Raw genomic sequence first — 23494 nt, 5'->3', positions numbered from 1 at the left:
TTTGGTTTAGGCTAAAAATATAAAAAATCTTTTTATCCTATGTAATTGGGGCTTTCTGTTTTTCTTTTTTATTATTAAAACTCTGCATTTTGAGGTGTTCTTGGAAATGGAATAACATCTCTAATATTTCCCATTCCTGTTGCAAACATAACTAAACGCTCAAAACCTAATCCGAAACCAGAATGCACAGCAGTTCCATACTTACGCAGGTCTAAATACCACCATAAATCTTCTTCTGGAATATCTATGGCTGCCATTTTTTGTTTTAAAACCTCTAGGCGTTCTTCTCTTTGTGCCCCGCCAACAATTTCGCCAATGCCAGGAAATAAAATATCCATGGCACGTACTGTTTTACCATCGTCATTTAATCGCATATAAAAAGCTTTAATATTAGCTGGGTAATCAAATAATATAACGGGACATTTAAAATGCTTTTCAACTAAAAAGCGCTCATGCTCACTTTGTAAGTCGGCACCCCATTCGTTAATTATATAATTAAATTTTTTCTTTTTGTTAGGTTTACAATTGCGTAAAATATCTATGGCTTCTGTATAACTGAGACGCATGAAATTATTTTCTGTTACAAATTTTAATTTCTCAATTAGATTCATATCGCTGCGCTCTGCTTGAGGTTTTGTCTTTTCTTCGTTCTGCAAACGTGTATCTAAAAAGTCTAAATCTTCGCGGTTATGTTCTAAAATATGTTTTAATACGGACTTTAAAAAATCTTCAGCTAAATCCATATTACCTGCCAAATCCATAAAAGCTACTTCGGGTTCTATCATCCAGAATTCTGCTAAATGACGCGAAGTATTTGAGTTTTCAGCTCTAAAGGTAGGCCCGAAGGTATATACTTTACCTAATGACATGGCGTAGGTTTCTGCTTCTAATTGTCCAGATACTGTTAGGTTGGTTTCTTTTCCAAAAAAGTCTTGGGTGTAGTCTATATGACCATCGTCGTTAAGAGGAGGGTTTTTAGCATCCAAATTTGATACACGAAACATTTCACCTGCACCTTCTGCATCACTCCCTGTAATTATTGGCGTGTGCATATAATAAAATCCATTATCGTTAAAATATTTATGTATCGCAAATGATAAGGATGAACGCAAGCGCATCACAGCACTAAAAGTGTTCGTTCTTGTTCGTAAATGAGCCTGTTCTCTTAAAAATTCGAAGGAGTGCTTTTTTGGTTGAATAGGGTATGTTTCAGGATTAGCATCACCTAAAATTTCTAATTTAGTCACTTGTATTTCAACTTTTTGCCCTTTCCCTTGGCTTTCTACTAAGTCGCCAGTTATATGTATGGCGGCACCAGTTGTGATACGTTTTAATAATGCTTCATCAAATTTTTCGAAGTCCACAACACATTGAATATTATTTATTGTAGAACCATCATTTAAAGCAATAAATCGATTAGCTCTATAGGTTCTTACCCATCCTTTAATATCAACGCTTTGGAAAACAGATGGTTCTTTTCGCAATAAGTCTGAAACAGTATATGTCTGCATAAACAAGATAATTTTAAAAAGTAAAGATAAAAAAAGCCATTAGGCTTTCAAGTAAGAAACGGTGAAATTCTAACTAAGAATTAATCGCTTTCATCTTCCTCTGGAATAATATTTATTGAAGGTTCTCTTAATACTTCTTTGTTTGCAATACTACGCTCTAATGAAAGTAATAAAGACGGTAATAAAATAAGATTAGAAAGCATAGCAAATAATAGGGTTGCAGATACTAAAGCGCCTAAAGCTACAGTGCCACCAAAACTTGAAATTGTAAATACCGAAAAGCCGAAGAATAAAACAATGGAGGTGTAAAACATACTAACTCCAGTTTCTCTTAATGCTGCATAAACTGAAATTTTTATTTTCCACTGATTGGCTTGCAATTCTTGTCTGTATTTCGCCAAGAAATGAATAGTATCATCTACCGAAATACCAAAAGCGATGCTAAAAACTAAAATTGTAGATGGTTTTATAGGAACTCCTAAGTAGCCCATTAAACCAGCAGTGACCACAAGAGGCAGTAAGTTTGGAATAAGTGAGACTATAATCATTCTAGCAGACCTAAACATGTACGCCATAAAAATGGAAATTAATAAAATAGCTAGCGACAACGATATTGCCAGATTTTTAACCAAATACTTCGTGCCTTTTTGAAACACAAGAGCTTTACCAGTCATGGTGACATTGTAACGCTCTTTAGGAAAAACTTTATCTATTTTATTTTGAACATTTTCTTGAATTCGTTCCATTTTATCTGTACCAATATCCTTCATAAATGTGGTAATACGAGCATATTGTCCAGTACTATCAACAAAGTTTTTAAGCAAATCTACATTTGATGATGAGTTTTTGGCGTAGGATAAAATAAAACTATTTTCTTGGGCTGATGGAAGCTGATAAAACTTAGGGTTACCATTGTAGTAAGCCTGCTTAGAATATTTTACAAGACTAACAACCGATATTGGTTTTGATAATTCTGGTGTTTCAATAATTAACTCTTCAAGCTCATTCATACGCTTTAGAGTAGATAATTTCATAACACCTTTCTTGCGTTTGGTATCAATCATTATTTCTAAAGGCATTATACCGTTAAACTCTTCTTCAAAAAACCGTATATCATTAAAAAATTCTGTCTTTTTAGGCATGTCTTCAATTAAACTTCCAGAAATTTTTATTTGATAAATACCTATAATACTTGCAATAAGTAAAACTACCGAAGTAGCATATACTGCTATACGTTTTTTCTTAACCATATATTCCATCCAATCAACAAAACCACCAATCCAGCGCTTGTTTAAATGCTCCAAGTGGCGATCTTTTGGATATGGTAAAAAAGTATAAATTATTGGAATAATAAGAAGGCATAAGATAAAAATTGCTAATATGCTTAAGGATGCAACAATACCAAATTCCTTTAGTAATTTACTTTCTGTTAAAATGAACGTAGCAAATCCTGAAGCTGTAGTAACATTTGTCATTAAAGTAGCGTTACCAATTTTTGTAATAACCCTTTGTAGCGATTTTACTTTGTTTCCATGTAATTTTACTTCGTGTTGGTATTTATTAATTAGAAAAATACAATTTGGAATACCAATTACAATAATTAAAGGCGGTATAAGCGCCGTTAATACGGTAATCTCATAATTTAAAAGACCTAGAATACCTAAGGTCCACATAACGCCAATACAAACAACTACTAAAGAAATTAAAGTGGCTCTAAATGATCTGAAAAAGAAAAAGAATATAATTGATGTTACAAATAATGCAGCACCTACAAACCACCCAATTTCATCAATAATAATTTGTGAGTTAAGCGTTCTTATATATGGCATACCCGAGACGCGAACATCTAATTTTTGAGCATTTTGGAAAGCTTCAATTTTCGGGATTAAAATATCTACTATAAATTCTTTTCTAGCAGGGGTATTTACAATATCTTTTTTAAGGTAAATAGCTGTTCTAATTGTTTTACTATCTGCGTTAAACAGGAAATTATCGTAAAAAGGGTATTTGTTAAAAAGCTCTTCTTGAAGTTTGTCTATTTGCGCTATTGAAGTGATAGAATCTTTAATAAAAGGCTCCAGGTTAAATTTTTCATTAGGAACATCCTTTATAAGTTTTTGTAAGTCTTTTATAGAAATTACAGTTTCAACAGCTTCATATTGCTTGAAATCTTGTGATAATTTATTCCAAGCATTGAGTTTTTTTATATTAAAAAAAGAACTGTCTTTTACACCTAATAAAATAAGATTACCTTCTTCTCCAAACGTTTCTAAAAAATCATTATAAGTTAGATTTATTTCGTGGTCATCTGGAAGTAAATTGGCTTCAGTATATGTAAACCGCATGTTATCCCATTGGGTACTAAAGAGAAAAGTAACCATCGCAATACCAATAAGAATAATAATTTTATTCCTAAGAATTAGTCTTGCTGTAACATCCCAAAAATCTTTTGTAAAAAGTTTAAACATGCTTTAATATAAAGATGCGCAAAGGTAGAAAAAACAATGTATTGGCATAGTAAATAGCTTATAATGTTATATTAAAAGTAAACTTAAATGCAACATTATCGGTTATGCTTGGTAAGTGGTATGCACCGTATCTATATGTGAAGCTTAAGCCAAAACCAAAAAATAGTTTATTCATTTCGAAACCAGATTCGGTAAATCCTTTTTTTAATGAATTAAAAGAAATATTTTCATGTCTTTCGGGGTTTTTAATATCTCCAATTGCATAACGAGAGATTAAAACCATTTGAGGTTTAAAACGTTTAGAAATATTAAAGGGCTTTAAATAATGCTTAAGTTGCACGGTTGTAAATTTATCTGAAAAAAATTCATTAAAAAACATGGTTTCAAAACTGTTAAGACCAGCAACAGAAAATCGTTGCATAATGGTTTCATTTCTTATGTTATTAGGGTAGGCATGATATAAATGTGTTAATGGAGTGTCTCCCCCAACGAGTCCAGAAACAATTGTTAATTCTGAAAGATGATTATCTATTTCTCCTAATCTGTAAATAGTTTTAAAATCGACTTTTGAAAAGTTGAAGTCACCCTTAAATACATCTTTAAAACTTTTGGTATACTGAATAGAAAATTGTGGATAACCTCTTTTTGTTTCTTTTAGTTTTCCTTCTGAAGACTTAAACTTACTAAAGGGACTCCATTGTAACCCGAATCTAGCGGTACTCAAATCAAATTGACTAATGGAATTACCATTTAAGATGAAATTATAGCTATAAGTTGGGTCTATTTTACTAAGTGCAAATTGTGTTTCTGTTATAAGTTTTGGATATATTTGGTGCTCTAATGCTATGGCCTTGGTAATATGTTTATGAAATAAATCGATGTTTAAAAGTCTAGGCTCGAAAAATTGAAAAAACCTGTTGTCTGTCAAGAAAATAGAGCTTCCAGTTTCTTGTAAATCGTCAGTATATGATAAGTTTACCCATGTATTTGTTTTTTCAGCAAGTCTTAAACCACCTCCAATGCTATATTTAAAGCGATGATCCCGAAACCCATAAACGACATAAGAATTTAAGCGGTATTTTTTAGAAAACGCATCATTTGTTACGCCACCAATCCCTGTTCTTACTCCCTCGTATTGATTGTATTTTATTAAGTACCTAAGATCGGCGTTAAAATATTTAGTAGGTAAGTAACCATTCCCTATTTGTTTGAGAAAGGCACTTTTTTTAATCGAATCTTGAACTGGAGCAGATTCGTTAATAGAGGAAGTTTGGGCTTGTGCCAATGCTGAAAATAAAATAAAAATTAGAAACGAATAAAATTTCAGCATTAGAAAATTAAAGCTAGGGTTATAAATAAAAAAGCGACATTGTAGTCGCTTTGGTAATTATACAGTCATAATCTCTTTTTCTTTATTGTCAAAGAGGTCATCAACTTTTTTAACGTAACTATCTGTCATTTGTTGTACGTCTATCTCTGCGTTAGCTTTTAAGTCTTCAGAAACATCATCAGATTTTTTAATGTCGTTATTGGCATCTTTTCTTGCAGATCTTATACTTATTTTAGCTTCTTCAGCTTCAGATTTGGCTTGCTTAGCTAGGTCGCGTCTTCGCTCTTCGGTTAAAGGAGGCACATTTATAATTATAGTTTCACCATTATTCATGGGGTTAAAACCAAGATTAGCATAAGCAATACCACGTTCTATTTCCTGTAGCATATTTTTTTCCCATGGTTGTACCGTAATAGTTCTGCCATCGGGTGTATTTACGTTGGCCACTTGATTTAAAGGCGTCTGTGAACCATAGTAATCTACCATAACACTACCTAGCATAGAAGGGCTTGCTTTACCAGCTCTAATGTTAACAAATTGCTTTTCTAGATGTTTAATAGCATTATCCATGGCTTCATTTGCCGTATCTAATATAAATTGTATGTCTTCATTCATTGTTTTAAACTTTTATGTCAATCAATGTTTCAAAAATTACGCCAATTTTTTTAAAACTGAAACAAGAACTAAATATTAACTTCTGTTCCAATATTTTCTCCCGAAACAACTTTAAGTAAATTACCTCTTTTATTCATGTCGAATACAATTATAGGTAGTTTGTTTTCTTGACTTAAAGTAAATGCCGTTGTATCCATTACCTTTAGACCTTTACTCAATACGTCTTCAAAAGATATAAAATTAAATTTTGTGGCTTTGGTGTCTTTTTCAGGATCTGTATTGTAAATCCCGTCTACGCGAGTTCCTTTTAAAATAACATCTGCTTGAATTTCGATAGCTCTTAATACTGCTGCAGAATCTGTTGTGAAATAAGGGTTTCCTGTTCCGCCTCCAAAAATAACAACGCGTCCTTTATTTAAATGACTCAAGGCTTTACGTCTTATAAAAGGTTCGGCAACTTCGTTAATTTTTATTGCTGTTTGCAGTCTTGTTTTTAGTCCAGCATCTTCTAAAGCACCCTGAAGAGCCAGTCCATTAATTACAGTTGCAAGCATTCCCATATGATCGCCTTGAACACGATCCATGCCATTACTAGCGCCGGCGACACCTCTAAAAATATTACCTCCTCCTATTACAATGGCAACTTGTACTCCTTTATTTGTAATCTCTTTAATATCCTCTGCATATTCTGCTAATCGCTCTGGGTCAATACCATATTGGCGATTTCCCATTAAAGCTTCACCCGATAATTTTAGAAGTATTCTTTTGTATTTCATTAAACAATTTCTATTGCTGATTTAAAGTCTATGTAATTTGTCTATTACCATTTGTTATCACTAACATAATAATTAAGACGCATTTTAGTTCCGCTTTGGAGTTTAGCAAAGCTAAACATTTTTTTTATTTTTTGAATTTACTCTGAAGCTCTTTTTTAATCAAAAAAAACCATCGTGCTAGCTAGCACGATGGTTTTTAAAATTATATGAAATGTCTCTATTTTATCCTAGAGTTACACGTTTAAAACTTGTAATTTCTACTTCACCGTAAGATGAAACGTAAGCTGCAACAGTTTTCTTTTCATCTTTGATAAACTTTTGATCTAATAAACATTGTTCTTGATCTAAAGTTGTATTATCAGAAATGAATCGCTCCATTTTACCTGGTAAGATTCTGTCCCAGATTTGCTCTGGCTTACCTTCAGCTTTTAATTCAGCTTTAGCAGCTTCTTCGGCTTCTGCAATAACCTCAGGTGTTAATTGTGCCATTGAGATATATTGAGGTACGTTTTTAAGTGTTTTTCCTAATCGTCCTAATTCAATATTGTCTTTTTCAATAACAGCAATTCTTGCTTCAGTTTCAGAAGCAATAAATGCAGGGTCAAAATCTTTATATGATAGCGTTGTAGCTCCCATAGAAGCAATTTGCATGGCAACATCTTTACCTAAAGTTTCAATATTGTTAACTACGCTAGAAAAACCAACAATAGCAGCAATTTTGTTAATGTGAACGTAAGCACCAACATAAGCAGCTTCGATTTTTTCGAAAGCATTAATCTCTAATTTCTCGCCAATTACACCTGTTTGTTCAATTAATTTATCGGCTACAGTCATTCCTCCAAAATCAGCAGCTAAAAATTCGTCTTTAGAGTTAGTATTTAAAGCAATGTCTCCTAATTGATTAGCTAAGGCTAAAAAGTTTTCGTTTTTACCAACAAAGTCAGTTTCACAGCCTAAAACAATAGCAACTGCAGCGGTATTATCTGCATTTATTTTTGCAACCGCAGCACCTTCACTAGATTCACGATCTGCTCTTTTTGCAGCAACTTTTTGTCCTTTTTTACGTAAAACCTCAATAGCTTTATCAAAATCACCTTCCGCTTCTACTAAAGCTTTCTTGCAGTCCATCATTCCTGCACCAGTAGCTTGTCTTAATTTGTTTACTTCTTGGGCTGTAACTTTTACAGTAGTACTCATAATTATTATAATTTAAAAAAGTCGTTCAATTTATTTTCAACAGAGAAAAAGAACTAAACGACTTATTTGTGTGTATTGTGTTATTTATTCTTCTTCTTCAGCAACAGCTTTTTTGGCTGGTGCAGCTTTTGCTTTAGGAGCAGCCTCTTTTTCAGCTACTACTTCAGTTTTTGCTTCCACTTCTGCTTTAGGAGCAGTAGCAGCCTCTTTTTCAGCTTTACGTTCTGCCAATCCGCCAGATACTGCAGATGCAACATGCGTTAAGATTTTATTTATTGATTTAGAAGCGTCATCATTTGCTGGTATTACATAATCAACCTGACGTGGGTCAGAGTTGGTATCAACCATTGCAAAAATTGGAATGTTTAATTTTTGAGCTTCTTTAATCGCGATATGCTCACGCTTAATATCTACAACAAATAAAGCACCTGGTAAACGTGTCATGTCGCTAATAGAACCTAAGTTTTTTTCTAACTTAGCTCTTAAACGATCAACTTGTAAACGTTCTTTTTTAGATAATGTCATGAAGGTACCGTCTTTCTTCATTCTATCAATTGATGCCATTTTTTTAACGGCTTTTCTAATAGTAACAAAGTTGGTTAACATACCACCTGGCCATCTTTCTGTGATGTAAGGCATGTTAATTTCGCTAGCTTTTTCAGCAACAATATCTTTTGCTTGTTTTTTTGTTGCAACGAATAAAATTTTACGTCCAGAAGCTGCAATTTTAGCAAGTGCTGCTCCAGCTTCATCAATTTTAGCCGCTGTTTTGTAAAGGTTTATAATATGGATACCGTTACGCTCCATATATACGTAAGGCGCCATGTTTGGATCCCACTTACGTGTAAGGTGTCCGAAGTGCACACCTGCTTCAAGTAATTCTTTTACTTCTACTGCCATTTTGTAATAGTTTACGTTCTGTTGAATTAGCAATGATTAAGTGGTCATTTTTAAAAATTCGCCTTAACCATTTAGATGCTAAACTAAATCCTGTTTTTACACTAGGACAACAATAACTGTTTTTTAATTTATTATTTTGTTTTGAAAATGATAAAGGAATCTGATATACAGATCCTGAACCATGTCCAGGATATTAACGTTTAGAGAATTGGAATTTTTTACGCGCTTTCTTCTGTCCGAATTTTTTACGCTCCACCATTCTTGGATCTCTTGTTAATAAACCTTCTGGTTTAAGTGTTAATCTGTTTTCAGCATCAACTTCGCACATTGCACGAGAAATTGCTAAACGAACAGCTTCTGCTTGTCCAGTAATACCACCTCCATATACATTTACTGTAATATCAAAGTTGGCGTCATTGTTAGTCAAAACTAATGGTTGTTTTACTTTGTACTGTAAAGTAGCGGTAGTAAAATAATTAGCTAAGTCTTTTTTATTGATTGTAATGTTACCTTTTCCTGGGGTAACATAAGCGCGCGCAACAGCCGTCTTTCTACGGCCAATTTTGTGAATTACATCCATTATTTGAATTCGTTTAAGTTAATTGTTTTAGGTTTTTGAGCTTGATGTTTGTGCTCTGAACCAACAACAACTGTAAGATTACGGAATAAATCTGCACCTAATTTGTTTTTAGGTAACATTCCTTTAACTGATTTTTCTACTACTCTTGCTGGATCTTTTCCGTACAATTCTGTAGCAGTTAAACTTTTTTGACCTCCTGGATATCCAGTGTGACGAATGTATGACTTGTCAGTCCATTTGTTACCAGATAACGTGATTTTTTCTGCATTGATAATAATTACATTATCTCCGCAATCAACATGAGGTGTGAAGTTTGGCTTGTGCTTACCTCTTAAAAGTTTTGCAACTTTAGAAGCTAAACGACCAAGCGCTTGACCTTCAGCATCAACCAAAACCCACTGCTTATTTACAGTAGCTTTGTTTGCTGAAATCGTTTTGTAGCTTAATGTGTTCACACTTTTTATTTTTTCTTATTAAACATTCCTCTCTCAAAAAGAGTTTGCAAATTTACGATTATATATTTGATTACCAAATAGTGAAGTGAGATAATTTCATGTAATTTTTAATATTTAAAAAGTAAGGATAAAGGCTTAATAAAATAATTTAATTCTAGACTATCTATTGATATAGAATAATCTGTAAAATGCTTAAAAAACATGAAAGTAATTAATCAATGAATCTTATGAATATTCAAAAGAATTAGACAGATAATCTCAAGAGTCTATTTTTACCTATTTTTGCAGCACTATGGAGGACTTGAAACTTTCGGATTGGTTGCCTACCACAAACAAAGAGGTGAAAATACGCGGTTGGGATGCGCTGGATGTGATTTTATTTAGTGGTGATGCTTATGTAGATCATCCTACATTTGGACCTGCAGTAATTGGACGTTTGTTGGAAAGTTTTGGTTTGCGGGTGGCCATTGTACCGCAACCGAATGTGAATGATAATCTTCAGGATTTTGTGAAATTGGGGGCACCTAAATTGTTTTTTGGAGTAACGGGTGGCTGCATGGATCCTATGATTAGCAACTACAATGCGAATAAAAAACGTCGTGATAAGGATGCATATACACCGAATGGCGATATTGGGTTTAGGCCCGATTATGCAACAACGCTTTACTCTAAGATTTTAAAAGATAAATGGCCTGATGTGCCTGTTTTGCTTGGTGGTATTGAGGCATCGTTACGTCGTGTAACACATTATGATTACTGGAGCGATACGCTGATGCCTACTATTTTGGAAAGCTCGAAAGCCGATATGTTGGTGTATGGAATGGGTGAGCAACCGCTACGAGAAGTGGTGCGTTTAATGCAAAAAGGAGTGCCGTTTTCTAGTATTACAACTATTAAACAAACGGCTGTTTTATTGGATACTGATGCAAAAATTCCGAAGAATAGTAATTGGGAAGATGTTGAAATTGCATCGCATGAAGTTTGTTTGAAGGATAAAAAGAAATATGCTTCTAATTTTAAAATTATAGAGCAGGAGAGTAACAAATTAGCTGCTCGTAGAATTTTTCAGAAGGTAGGCGATAAAACCTTGATGATTAACCCGCCTTATCCTACCATGACTGAGGATGAAATTGATGCCTCTTTTGAGTTGCCTTATACACGTTTACCGCATCCAAAATATAATAAGCGCGGACCGATACCTGCGTTTGAGATGATTAAGTTTTCTATTAACATACATCGAGGGTGTTTTGGAGGGTGTAGTTTCTGTACTATTTCTGCACACCAGGGGAAGTTTATTGCGTCTAGGAGTCAGGAATCGGTATTGCGAGAGGTAGATAAGGTAGCAAATATGCCAGACTTTAAAGGATATTTATCTGATATTGGTGGCCCAAGTGCGAATATGTATAAGATGAAAGGGAAAGTGCAATCGATTTGCGATAAGTGTGTGGCGCCTTCATGTATTTCGCCTGTGATTTGCAGTAATCTGGACACGTCTCATAAGCCTTTAACAGATTTATATCAAGCGGTTGATAGTCATCCGAAAGTGAAGAAATCGTTTATTGGATCGGGTATTCGCCATGATATGTTGGTGCCTGAGTTTAATAAAAATGCCGACCCTAAAGAGTTGGATGATTATACGGAAGAGGTGATGACAAAGCATGTGTCTGGACGTTTAAAAGTAGCGCCAGAGCATACGAGTGACCCTGTATTGAAATTGATGCGTAAGCCATCGTTTAGTTATTTCCATAAGTTTAAGGAGCGTTTTGATAAGATTAATATTAAGAAAGGGTTGAAACTACAATTGATACCGTATTTTATTTCAAATCATCCTGCTTGTGAAGCTGAAGATATGGCTAATCTGGCTGCAGAAACTAAAGACATGGGCTTTCAGTTAGAACAAGTTCAAGGCTTTACACCAACACCTATGACGGTGGCGACTGTGATATATTACAGTGGGTATCATCCATATACTCTTAAAAAAGTTAGAACCCCGAAGACTAGAAAAGAAAAGGATGAGCAGCATCGTTTTTTCTTTTGGTATAAGGACGAAAACAAGGCTTGGATTAAAAACACCTTAAATAAGTTAGGACGTCAAGATTTATTAGATGTTTTACTACCTGCTAAAACTGAAAAATGGCGTAAAAATAAACCTAGAGATGAAGCAAAACATACCTTTGATGATGCGGTGCCTTATAATGAACGGAAGAATAAAGCTAAGTTTAGGAGTAAGAAGAAGCGGAGGTAGTTTTACTTTTGTTTTTTAATAAATGCAAAAAAAGACTAAGTTTATTTTCTAAAAATAGAGGATTTAATATTCAAATTTTTATCAAGAAAATATTCGATGGAAGTTTTTAACACCCCAAGTCCATATTTACAACTTCTTTTAAAATTTATTGAAGAGGCGTCTTCAAAATATTTTGTAGGACATGTAATTTCTGCAATTTCATAATTATTGTAACATATTTGTGCTAGCATTTGATTATCAAAAACAAAATCATCAGAATTTATATTGAAATTTATTGTATTTAAAACTTCAGATGAAAATGCTCTGTACCCTGAATGATACTCTGAAAGTTTTTGTTTCATAAGGATATTTTGAAATAATGTTAAACAACGGTTTGCAAAATATTTGTAATAAGGCATACCACCTTTTAAAGCTCCCATTCCTAATATTCTTGAACCTAGAACAACATGATATAAATCGTTAGCAATTAAGTAGCACATTGAATGAATTAGCTTTGGGGTGTATTGGTAATCTGGATGTAACATAACAATAATATCTCCATTTAGCTCTAAAGACTTATTGTAGCATGACTTTTGGTTGGCTCCGTACCCAGAATTAATTTCGTGTTTGATGATGTGTTTAATATTTAATTCTTGAGCAACTATAAATGTGTTGTCGGTACTATAATCATCAACTAATATAATTTCATCAACAATATCAAAAGGGATTTCTTGATATGTTTTTTTTAAAGTTTTTGCAGCATTATAAGCGGGTAAAACAATTATAATCTTTTTATTGTCAATCATTTTAATTTATCTGGTTTTAGATAATTTAACAAGTTCTAATTCATCTTTTTTATAGATGGAATTGCCCTTAGACTTGATCCATTTGTATGTTGATTTATCAAGATCTATTATATTATGATTAAGCAAAACATAATCAGCGACATATTTATTTATTATACCTTCTCTTATTGAGTCAGTCGTTGATTTTGAAAAAAAAATGTTTAAATTTTGTCTTCTTTCAACTATATCATCTACCCAATAAAGCGGATGCCCTGATGATAATACTTTACCGTTAAAAGCAGGAATCATCCAATTTGTAAGGCCATGAGACAGTATTAAGTCATCTGACTTAACCATGGTTTTGAGAAATGAAAATTTTTCATAGTAGCGAATATCTTTTTCTTTAAAAACTTGTATAAAGGTATGATAGTTGTCTCCCTTATTTATAATAACTGATGCAAAAAAAGCTACAGATAGTATTGTCAAATAGATTTTGTTCTTAAAACGGGATTCTTTGATTAAATTATAAATAATGTAAGCTATAAGAAAATGACCAAGCATCATAATATTAGAAATGACTCTTGAAAATCCATATACCCCAAGAATATATCCTCCTATATAAATCAAGAAAAGTAGAGTTATCGTAATTAATAAAAAATCAATGATATGATCTTTTTTGTAGAAAAAAAGATAAGGAATGATGGTTAATAGCGGCCAAATTCTTTTATAAAAGTCTTTGTAAAGCTCTATTGAATCACTATGGAAATCTGCGGTATTTCCGCTTAACAAATCAAATAAATTGTAGTAGGGCCATAATAAACATAATATCAAACTAGGTATTATTATTTTTGATGACTTTAAAAAGCATTTCTTTACAGAATAGCCATTATAAACAAAATAAATAGCAACAATTGAAACGTTAAGCGGGATTACAGTAGTAGGATGTGTAATAGCAACAACAGAATTTAAAGCAATGATTCCTGATAAAAAATAATAATTATCTTGCTTTATGTCCCTTAGTACAACCGCTAAAATTAGAAAGACCAAAGCCATAGCAAACGTTGATGGGTATGGCAGTACGTAATGTAAAGTTGTAAAATGGAAAAAACCGCTCCATTTGTAGGGATTATTACCCCAAAAAAATAAAGTAAGTATCAAGCTTATTGAAGCGATAATGTTGTAATCTTCTTTAAATAAAGATTTACAAAATAAGTAGAAACTAAAAAGGAAAAAGATTAGATTAAAAAAGGCAAAAAACTCAAGTGATTCTATGGGACTAAAACCCGAAATTTTAGAAAATAATGAAACAACAACAGAATAAGGGGAAAAAAATGCATGGGGTATATCTGCCCTTATCATTGGATTTGTTGGGTTTGCTAAATTGTTTGTCAGTTCCTTTACAACAGCACAGTGTTCCCAAAAATCTCCAGACCACCCTCCCTGTAAAATCATTATTACTCCATAAACACCTAATGTAGTAGCTAGGATTAAATAATTGTATTTAGATTTTAAAACTTTCATTCTAATGCGCCTCCAACCAATTCAAACCAGTATCCAACTCCACATCCAATGGCACATCCATTTTAAAAGCATTTTCCATTTCAGATTTTACTAATGTTTTGATGGTTTCTAGCTCAGGTTTAAAAACATCAAACACCAATTCATCATGTACTTGCAATAGCATTTTTGTTTTAAAATCGCCTTCTTGAAGCTTGTTGTGAATATTAATCATAGCAATTTTAATAATATCGGCAGCACTCCCTTGAATGGGTGCGTTAACGGCATTACGTTCTGCAGCGCCTCGAACTACTGCATTACGAGAATTGATATCTTTTAAATAACGGCGACGTCCTAAAACGGTTTGTACATAGCCATTATCACGAGCAAAATCGACTTGCTCGCTCATGAATGCACGAAGTTTTGGATAGGTTGCGTAATAGGTGTCAATAAGTTCTTTGGATTCACTTCTGGATAAATCGGTTTGATTACTTAGCCCAAAAGCAGAAACACCGTAAATAATTCCGAAGTTTACGGTTTTAGCATTACTTCGTTGCTCACGAGTCACTTCATTTAAAGGCACATTAAATACTTTTGAAGCTGTAGAGGCATGAATATCTTCTCCATTTTTAAAAGCTTCAATCATAGTTTCTTCTTTGCTTAATGCGGCAATAATACGGAGTTCGATTTGTGAGTAATCGGCAGCTAATAAAATGTAGTCCTCATTTCTAGGAATAAAGGCTTTACGCACTTGTCGCCCACGCTCGGTTCTGATTGGAATATTTTGAAGATTAGGATTGTTGCTACTCAGACGACCAGTAGCGGCAACAGTTTGCATGTAATCTGTGTGTACACGACCAGTGACTTCTTCAACCTGAGTTGGTAAGGCATCTACATAGGTGCTTTTTAATTTTGAAAAGCCTCTGAAATCTAAAATATTCTGAATAATTTCATGATCTTTAGCTAAATAGCTCAGTACATCTTCAGCTGTAGAATATTGCCCTGATTTTGTCTTTTTTGGTTTGTCAACCAACTTTAATTTTTCAAAAAGAATAATCCCTAATTGTTTTGGCGATGCTATATTGAATTCTTCTCCAGCTTGTGTATAAATTTTACTTTCTAAGGCTTTAATGTCTTTATTGAGTTGCTCAGATAAACCATTTAAAAAGGCTTTATCCAAATTTATGCCTTCCAATTCCATAGCTGCTAAAACGCGTAATAATGGAATTTCAATATCATCAAAAAGTTTTTGGGTGTTGGCTTCTCCTAATTCATTTTGAAAATGTTCTTTTAACTGTAAAGTGATATCTGCATCTTCAACAGCATATTCGGTTTGCTTATCTATAGCTACTTCACGCATTGATAATTGATTCTTTCCTTTTTTACCAATCAAGGTTTCAATGGAAATAGGTGTGTAATTTAAATACGTTTCTGCTAGTACATCCATATTATGTCGCATATCTGGATTGATTAAATAATGCGCTAGCATGGTGTCAAACAATTTACCTTTAACAACAATATTATATTTTGCTAATACCTTAATATCGTATTTTAAATTCTGACCAACTTTCTCGATGGTTTCACTTTCAAAAAACGGACGTAATTGTTCAATAAGTTCTTGAGCTTCGTTTTTATCTTCTGGAAATGGTAAATAAAAGCCCTTTCTAACTTCCCATGAAAATGCAATCCCCACCAATTCTGCTGTTAACGGGTTTAACCCAGTGGTTTCAGTATCAAAACAAACCGAAGATTGACTCATCAAATTTTTAATGAACAATTTAGTTGCCATTCCAGAGGCTACACTTTGATAAAAATGCGAAGTGGTTTCAGCTGTTTTACGTGTGTATTCATTAATTGTTTCGGTTTCATTTGTTGGGTCTGCTCCAAATAATGAAAATTGTCCTGCACCAGCAGAGTTAGGTGTTTTTGTTGACACCTTTTTTTCAGGGATAGACTTCTCGACTGCGCTCGAAGTGACATTAGTGGTGGATTCTTCTTTAGTAGTAGCAAAGGTTTTTAGGAAATTATCGGTAAGTCGTCTAAATTCTAGATTTTGAAATATTTCTTTAACCTTTTCAATATCGGGATGGTCGAGTTCAAAATCCTTGGCATTAAATTCCACAGGAACATCCAACATAATAGTCGCCAATTTTTTTGAAAGCAGTCCTAATTCACCATTAGCCTCCACTTTCTCTTTCATTTTACCTTTAAGCTGGTCGGTGTTTGCAAGCAAACCTTCCATACTTCCAAATTGTGCAATGAATTTTTTAGCTGTTTTTTCACCTACGCCTGGTAATCCAGGGATATTATCACTAGCATCGCCCATCATGCCTAAAAAATCAATCACTTGCATGGGGTCGGTCACTTCAAATTTTTTCTGCACTTCAGGAATACCCCAGGTTTCATAGCCTCCACCAAAAACGGGGCGATACATAAAAATGTTTTCGGTTACTAATTGCGCAAAATCTTTATCAGGGGTTACCATAAAGGTTTTATAACCCGCTTTTTCAGCTTGACGAGACAAAGTTCCTATCACATCATCAGCCTCATAGCCTTCCTTTACCATAATGGGAATATGCATGGCTTTTAAAATCTCATAGATGTACGGAACAGCTGTTTTTATACCTTCGGGTGTTTCATCTCTATTGGCCTTATATGCTTCGTACATTTCCACACGGTCTGCACTTCCGCCCTTATCAAAACAAACAGCTAAATGGTCTGGACGCTCACGTTTAATCACATCTAAAAGGGAGTTCATAAACCCCATAATAGCTGAGGTGTCTTCTCCTTTTGAATTGATTCTTGGGTTTTTTATAAAAGCATAATAACCACGAAAAATTAATGCGTATGCATCTACTAAAAAGAGGCGTTTTTGATCTGACATTTTGATTGTTTTGATGGAAAATCAAAGCTACAAAAAGTAAATGGTAATTGGTAACTTAAAAGTTTTGGTTTGTAGATGAATTTCGTTTATTTCTTAACAATTAGTTAAATAAGAATCGCTTATTTAATATTCACTTAGATTACCGTTATCTTTGGTGAAAAAGAAAAATGCGCTGGATTATTTTCTTATTCATATTTGTTATCATAGACATTTATGTATTTCAAGCTTTCAGAACTATTTCTAAAAATATTTGGTTAACAGTTGCATATTGGTTTTTAACTGTTTTGGTTTTAGGAAACTTTATCTATCAATTTTATGGTTTAAACAGAAGCGATTTTGGAAACTCCCAAGCGTTTGCATTTGGATTTTTAATTGCATTTCTAGTTCCTAAAATAATTGTTTTGGCTGTGATGTTTTCAGAAGATATTTTTCGAGTACCACAAGCCATTTTTCGTTATTTCACAGAAGGTTCCAATGCAGATTTAAAATACTTACCATCACGTCGATCTTTTATTTCAAAAATAGCTTTAGGCATAGCGGCAATACCATTTGGAGCAATTCTTTATGGAATGTACAAAGGAAAATACAATTTTAAAGTACTAAAATATACTTTAAATTTTGAAGATTTACCCGAGGCTTTTGATGGATATAAAATCACTCAAATTAGCGATGTACACTCAGGGAGTTTTGATAATGTTGAAAAGGTGAAATACGCCATAGATTTAATAAATGAGCAGGAAAGCGATGTAATATTATTTACAGGAGATATGGTAAATAATAAGGCAGAAGAAATGATTCCTTACTCTAAAATATTTAGTAAGCTAAAAGCTAAAGATGGCTTGTTTTCTGTTTTAGGAAATCATGATTATGGCGATTATGTTAAGTGGGATTCAGTTGAAGCTAAAAAGCAAAATTTAGAAGACTTAAAGAGTATTCAAAGAGAAATTGGTTTTGATTTATTATTAAACGAGAGCAGATACATTGAAAAGAAGGGAGAAAAAATAGCTTTGATAGGTGTAGAAAATTGGGGTGTTAGAGGTTTTAAACAAGCTGGCGATTTAAAAAAGGCAGTTCAAAATATAGGAGTTAAAGATTTTAAAATTTTAATGAGTCACGATCCATCACATTGGGAAAACCAAGTAATTCATGATGAATACCATTACCATTTAACCTTAAGTGGTCATACCCATGGCATGCAGTTTGGAATAGAAATACCAGGTTGGTTTAAGTGGAGTCCTGTAAAATGGCGTTATAAATATTGGGCAGGTATTTACAAAGAGCTGGGGCAATATATAAACGTCAATAGAGGTTTTGGGTATTTAGGATTTCCAGGTCGGGTTGGTATTTGGCCAGAAATTACAGTTATAGAACTCAAGAAGGGTGCTAGAAATGTATAATTTGTATTATTTGCTGTTTTTATAAAGAAATTGCTTATTTTTATGTTAACAGATTGATAAAAACATAGGTAAATATTGTATTTATTTATAATATTAAAAAAATATGTAGGTTTGTAAAAGTTTGTTTGACTAATAATTAAAAGAGTATGTCAAAATTTGGGGAACTTATAGATGTAGAAATTCCAGTACTGTTAGACTTTTATACAGAATGGAATGATCAATCTACAACTATGCACGCGGTGCTTAGAGATGTAGCTGCGGCACTAGGTGATAAAGCTAAAGTTATAAAAATTGATGTTGAAAAAAACGGTGAACTTGCTGAAGCACTTCGCGTCAAAGGACTACCTACTTTAATTATTTATAAAGATGGCGAAATGAAATGGCGTCAAAGTGGAGAGCAAGACGCTAATACGCTTATCGGGATTATTCAACAATATGTTTAAACGTTAACAGATTTAAACTTATACCCTTTTTTGCTAAAGTATTCTAACATTCTTGGCAATGCAAATTGCATGTTTTTTGATGCTTTTACACTGTCATGAAATACAATAATACTCCCTTTATTAGTTTTAGTAATAGCATTATTATAGCAAGTCTCAGGGTTTACTGTTTTGTCCCAATCAAAAGGTAAGATATCCCACATAACAATTTTATAACCTAGTTCAATAAGCTTTCTACCTTGTTTTGGTTTTATTTTACCGTACGGTGGTCTGAAAAGATTTACGATTAGCGATTTTTGATTAACGATAGATGAATTTGAAATTTCAGAATTTATTGTTGTTTGAGCGTCACAAATATTCTCCAAATAATCTTTGGTTTTAGTTTTCCATCCTTTTAAATGATTATGTGTGTGATTGCCAATTGCATGTCCTTTTTCTATAATATTCTGAAAAATAGCTGGATGTTTTTCAATGTTATTGCCAATGCAAAAGAATGTCGCTTTTGCATTATATTTATCCAATATATCTAATGTCCAATTAGTAATAATTGGCGTAGGACCATCATCAAAAGTTAAATAGATAACTTTTTCCTTAGTAGGGATATCCCAAATATAATTGGGAAACATTTTTTTAGCAACTTTAGGCGTTTTTATTGGCTTTAAAGTCATACCTTTTAATTGATGGCATCAATACTGCTATCTACTGGAATGTCTGCATCAATTCTTGGTTCTTCCTCTGGCTCATCATCACCATAAAAATGCTTGAATAGTTTTAGGTAGTTATTGAAAATATCACCTTCACTTTCAGCAAAATCTGGATCGTATTCAACCAGTACATCAATTAAACCCTTGTATCGTTGAATGTCTGTATAGATTTCTTCAAATAAACGTTCCTGATTTTTAGTTTTTAATCCACTGTAATAACTCAGGTTTTCTTGATATTTTACGGCAACGTCTTTAAATAGTTGCTGTGCTTTTTCTTTATTATCAACTTCGTAATAAGCACTAATATAGGGCTCTAAAAGGGTGTAATATCCAAAATAATCTACTGGCATATTAGTCATAGCTATATCAGCTATTTCTTCTGCTTTATCTAATTTCTCCTCGTTTATTAGCTGTTCTATCAAACGGGCTAAATTACCTCTGTAAGTAATAGAGTTTTTACGTGTTTCGGTATCATGATAAATATCTGGACTACCACTATTACCCCAATCCCAATTTTTTACTTTTTCATACATCAAGTCGCTATCTACACGACCCATATCAAATGGATTTGCTCTGTCAACAGGTGTTCTAATAGGGACTAATTTATAGCACATGCCATCTAATTGCAGATAATCTTTCATCCAAATATAATCGTCGTCGCCAAAGCTTCCGCCAGTAAAATAGATTGGGCGTGTCCAATCGTTGTTTGCCACAATGTCCAGCATTAAAAGCCTGTTCTTCAATAATGCATTCCCTTTTACTCTAATATAAATAGTGTCTTCAATTTTGCTTGCATCTTTAAGTTTTACTATACCGTTTTTAATGGCGTTTTCTTTATTTACAGAAAGCTTTAAGAACTCGGTAGGCAGGTAATTCGCATTTAAATCATGCGCTCTTACCTGTGCTAAATCAACTCCTTTTTGTTGTAGTACATATTGATATTTTGTTCTTGGATGATTGCTTGAAATAAAATTTAGAGCTTCTTTAATTTCTAAAGTATCTCTAATAACATTTTCTTTTATAACGTAGCGGTTAGTACCCCATTTGTAGTCATCATGCGTCAGTTGGGAAGGTATTGGGTCACTCTCATAAGCCTTACGCTTCATTTGATCGATATACCAATCGGTTTGAAATAAACTCGTATTAACTACACGAACATCGGTTCTATAACCTTCAATTTCTTGAGCATACCAAAGCGCAAATGTATCATTGTCCCCAATGGTAAATAAAATAGCATTTTCTGCACAAGAATCTAGGTACTTTCTTGCCATTGCTTTGGCTGTATATTTTCCAGATCTATCGTGGTCATCCCAGTTGTTGGCAGCTAGAATACTTGGGACTAAAATTAAGCAAGCCAAAGTTATTATGTGAGCTGTGTATTTCGACGTTAAATATTTTTTAAGCATATCATAGATGGCATATACCCCAAAACCAATCCATAGCGCAAACACATAAAAAGAACCCACAACAGAGTAATCCCGTTCGCGAGGTTCGAAAGGACGTACATTGGTATAAAATTGAATAGCTAGTCCCGTAAATAAGAAAAAGACAAGCATCACCCAAAACAGTTTCTTATCTGTGTTAAACAAAAAGAACATGCCTATAAGCCCTAGAATAAGCGGGAGAAAGTAATAGGTGTTTCTAGCTTTATTATTTTTTACATCACCTGGCAGGTTATCTTGTGAAACGCCCAAATGCCATTCATCAATAGGTTTTATGCCACTAATCCAATTACCATGATTGTCATACCTCCCTTGAAGGTCATCTTGCCTTCCAGTAAAATTCCACATAAAATAACGCCAATACATATAGCCTAATTGGTACTCTAGCATATAAGCAATATTGCTTCCCAATGAAGGTTTTTCAATATCTATATAGTCTTTAAATTGCTTTAAAAAGTCATTGTAATCTTCATAATCGACATTGCCTTGTACCACATCATTTCTAAAATTGGTAATGGCTGTACGCAATTCGTTTTCCATTTGGTATTCTGGCTTTAACTTAAAATTTAGGAAACCAGAAAAGAGCATATAATTTTCTGTATGTTCAGAACTCCACATACGTGGAAGTATGGATGCGTGTTTCGAATTATAATTTTGTTTCGCATTTTTATAATCGTTTACAACTACATATTCTCCTTTCTCATAGTCTTTTTCATATTTAGGTTTATCATCCACATAAGGATTTTCTTCATCTAAATAAGCGTATTGATCTGTAAATTGTGGGCCATAAAACAAATGTGTTTCTGGGTATTGTTCTAAGTTATAATATGCAAGAAGCTCTCTGGCACTCGATGGATTGTTTTCGTTAATAACAACATTGGCATTAGCCCGAATGGGTAGCATGAGCCATGTAGAAAAGCCTATAATTATAAAAGTTACACATAAAACCCCTGTGTTTAAATAGACGAAGCCTTGCTTTCGAGTATATTTTAAAGCAAAATGAATAAGCGCAATTATAAAAATTCCAGCTATAATAGATCCTGAATTAAAAGGAAGACCAACCGAGTTAACAAAAAAGATTTCGAAAGCACTAAATATTTTTAAAATATTAGGCGCTAATAGTTTAAAAACAAATAGAAGTATAGCAACAGAAACTAGATTAGCAATTATGAAGTTTTTTATGGTAATTTCTTTATAATTTTTAAAATAATAAATTAGTCCAATAGCGGGTATAGTAAGAAGCCCCATAAAATGTACACCAAATGATAAGCCTATAACAAATGCAATTAGAATAAGCCAGCGGTTTCCGCGGGGTTTGTCCATGTCTTGCTCCCAGCGTAATCCTAACCAAAATAACACAGACATAATTAACGTAGCCATAGCGTATACTTCAGTTTCTACAGCATTAAACCAAAAAGAATCTGTAAAAGCAAAAGCTAAACTACCCACTAAACCACTTCCTAAAATAGCGATGATTTGCGATTGCGTAAAGTCGTTTTTTTGTACGATTAGCTTTTTCATTAAAAGCGTAATTGTCCAAAACATAAATAATATGGTGAAAGCGCTAGAAACGGCACTCATCATATTCATCATCCACCCTATTAATTCATTATTACCAAAAGTAAACGTAGAAAAGAAGGCACCCATCATTTGAAATAAAGGGGCTCCTGGAGGATGACCAACTTGTAATTTTGATGAAGTTAATATGTATTCTCCTGCATCCCAAAAACTTACTGTAGGTTCAACCGTTAGACTATAAGTTATAAGCGCTATTAAAAAAGAGAACCATCCTAAAATAGTATTCCATTTTTTAAAGTTCAAATCTGCCATGTATATTGCTATTTGTTTGCTTGGGCGAATTTACTAATAAATATGATATCCCAAATATTTTTAAGTAAACGTTAAGTTTTCAATATTATTTTTCAAAAAAATGCTTGTGCAAATAAAACTTTATACTAAATTTGCACCTGCTTTAGCGAGCAGTAGCCGTTAAATTGCATATTGGCCTATGGTGTAACTGGCAACACGTTGGTTTTTGGTACCAAAGAGTCTAGGTTCGAGCCCTAGTAGGCCAACAAAAAATAAACCCTAATTATGAATATAGTTAGGGTTTTTCTTTTTAAGTAAATTAATGGATTAAGCTAGAAGTTTATACTTAGCGCAGTCGAAGTAGGTCCTAGTAGGCAAACATAATTGTAAAGTTCCAATCGCTTAGGTTGGGCTTTTTATTTTAAATTCTGCTAATATTTTAATTAAATTGTATTATATTTGCAGCGCTGAAAGGAAAAA

General features: G+C 33.2%; 17 protein-coding genes and 1 tRNA gene. 4 read left to right on the top strand and 14 right to left on the bottom strand.

Going from position 1 to position 23494, the window contains the following annotated elements:
• Nucleotides 1-74 precede the first annotated feature (74 nt).
• From asnS to rplM, 9 genes are all read right to left on the bottom strand, one after another.
• Entirely contained in the window at nucleotides 75-1511 is a 1437-nt protein-coding gene (gene asnS / locus Q0739_RS05100; protein WP_298237623.1) for an asparagine--tRNA ligase, read from the bottom strand.
• A gap of 80 nt (nucleotides 1512-1591) precedes the next feature.
• Entirely contained in the window at nucleotides 1592-3979 is a 2388-nt protein-coding gene (locus Q0739_RS05095; protein ID WP_298237622.1) for an efflux RND transporter permease subunit, read from the bottom strand.
• 58 nt (nucleotides 3980-4037) lie between these two features.
• Nucleotides 4038-5309 carry a hypothetical protein gene (locus Q0739_RS05090; protein ID WP_298237621.1) on the bottom strand — a complete coding sequence of 424 codons (1272 nt, stop codon included), beginning with the start codon at nucleotides 5307-5309 and terminating at the stop codon, nucleotides 4038-4040.
• A gap of 57 nt (nucleotides 5310-5366) precedes the next feature.
• Nucleotides 5367-5924, bottom strand: a complete 558-nt coding sequence (frr, locus tag Q0739_RS05085) for a ribosome recycling factor (protein ID WP_298237620.1) — start codon at nucleotides 5922-5924, stop codon at nucleotides 5367-5369.
• 68 nt (nucleotides 5925-5992) lie between these two features.
• Nucleotides 5993-6700 carry a UMP kinase gene (gene pyrH, locus Q0739_RS05080; RefSeq protein WP_298237619.1) on the bottom strand — a complete coding sequence of 236 codons (708 nt, stop codon included), beginning with the start codon at nucleotides 6698-6700 and terminating at the stop codon, nucleotides 5993-5995.
• Between the two features lie 222 nt (nucleotides 6701-6922).
• Complete coding sequence (gene tsf, locus Q0739_RS05075; RefSeq protein WP_298237618.1) at nucleotides 6923-7897, bottom strand: translation elongation factor Ts; 975 nt, start codon at nucleotides 7895-7897, stop codon at nucleotides 6923-6925.
• Nucleotides 7898-7981: 84 nt separating this feature from the next.
• Nucleotides 7982-8797, bottom strand: a complete 816-nt coding sequence (gene rpsB / locus Q0739_RS05070) for a 30S ribosomal protein S2 (protein ID WP_298237617.1) — start codon at nucleotides 8795-8797, stop codon at nucleotides 7982-7984.
• A 193-nt stretch (nucleotides 8798-8990) separates the two neighbouring features.
• Nucleotides 8991-9377: a 30S ribosomal protein S9 gene (gene rpsI, locus Q0739_RS05065; protein WP_298237616.1), complete on the bottom strand. Its 387-nt coding sequence runs from the start codon at nucleotides 9375-9377 to the stop codon at nucleotides 8991-8993.
• Nucleotides 9377-9832, bottom strand: coding sequence for a 50S ribosomal protein L13 (rplM, locus tag Q0739_RS05060; RefSeq protein ID WP_298237615.1), 456 nt, complete (start codon nucleotides 9830-9832; stop codon nucleotides 9377-9379). The genes rpsI and rplM overlap by 1 nt, the downstream gene beginning before the upstream one ends.
• A gap of 292 nt (nucleotides 9833-10124) precedes the next feature.
• Between rplM and Q0739_RS05055 the strand changes: the two genes are divergently transcribed.
• Nucleotides 10125-12077 (top strand): YgiQ family radical SAM protein, encoded by a 1953-nt coding sequence (locus Q0739_RS05055; RefSeq protein WP_298237614.1) that lies wholly within the window; start codon nucleotides 10125-10127, stop codon nucleotides 12075-12077.
• Between the two features lie 41 nt (nucleotides 12078-12118).
• On the opposite strand, the gene Q0739_RS05050 is transcribed toward Q0739_RS05055, so the two are convergent.
• From Q0739_RS05050 to polA, 3 genes are read right to left on the bottom strand one after another with little or no spacing between them, the layout of a single operon-like run.
• Nucleotides 12119-12862 carry a glycosyltransferase family 2 protein gene (locus Q0739_RS05050; protein ID WP_298237613.1) on the bottom strand — a complete coding sequence of 248 codons (744 nt, stop codon included), beginning with the start codon at nucleotides 12860-12862 and terminating at the stop codon, nucleotides 12119-12121.
• Nucleotides 12863-12868: 6 nt separating this feature from the next.
• Entirely contained in the window at nucleotides 12869-14362 is a 1494-nt protein-coding gene (locus tag Q0739_RS05045; RefSeq protein WP_298237612.1) for a hypothetical protein, read from the bottom strand.
• Nucleotide 14363: 1 nt separating this feature from the next.
• A complete protein-coding gene (gene polA / locus Q0739_RS05040) occupies nucleotides 14364-17222 on the bottom strand; it encodes a DNA polymerase I (RefSeq protein WP_298237611.1) in 2859 nt (952 codons plus the stop codon).
• Between the two features lie 167 nt (nucleotides 17223-17389).
• Here polA and Q0739_RS05035 point away from each other — a divergent pair, with 167 nt between their 5' ends.
• Nucleotides 17390-18619 (top strand): metallophosphoesterase, encoded by a 1230-nt coding sequence (locus Q0739_RS05035; RefSeq protein WP_298237610.1) that lies wholly within the window; start codon nucleotides 17390-17392, stop codon nucleotides 18617-18619.
• Nucleotides 18620-18765: 146 nt separating this feature from the next.
• Nucleotides 18766-19062: a thioredoxin family protein gene (locus Q0739_RS05030; RefSeq protein ID WP_298237609.1), complete on the top strand. Its 297-nt coding sequence runs from the start codon at nucleotides 18766-18768 to the stop codon at nucleotides 19060-19062.
• Here Q0739_RS05030 and Q0739_RS05025 read toward each other — a convergent pair.
• On the bottom strand, nucleotides 19059-19727 hold the full coding sequence (locus tag Q0739_RS05025) for a polysaccharide deacetylase family protein (RefSeq protein ID WP_298237608.1): 669 nt from the start codon (nucleotides 19725-19727) through the stop codon (nucleotides 19059-19061). The two genes, Q0739_RS05030 and Q0739_RS05025, sit on opposite strands and share 4 nt — an antisense overlap.
• A gap of 5 nt (nucleotides 19728-19732) precedes the next feature.
• On the bottom strand, nucleotides 19733-23035 hold the full coding sequence (locus Q0739_RS05020) for a DUF2723 domain-containing protein (RefSeq protein WP_298237607.1): 3303 nt from the start codon (nucleotides 23033-23035) through the stop codon (nucleotides 19733-19735).
• 172 nt (nucleotides 23036-23207) lie between these two features.
• Here Q0739_RS05020 and Q0739_RS05015 point away from each other — a divergent pair.
• Nucleotides 23208-23280, top strand: a tRNA-Gln gene (locus Q0739_RS05015).
• The last annotated feature ends 214 nt before the right edge of the window (nucleotides 23281-23494 follow it).

Origin of the sequence: uncultured Algibacter sp. (assembly GCF_947487605.1) — a bacterium.
Taxonomy (GTDB): Bacteria; Bacteroidota; Bacteroidia; order Flavobacteriales; family Flavobacteriaceae; genus Algibacter_D.
The sequence above is the reverse complement of the archived record's forward strand: the minus strand, read 5'-3'. Positions and strand labels throughout refer to the sequence as shown.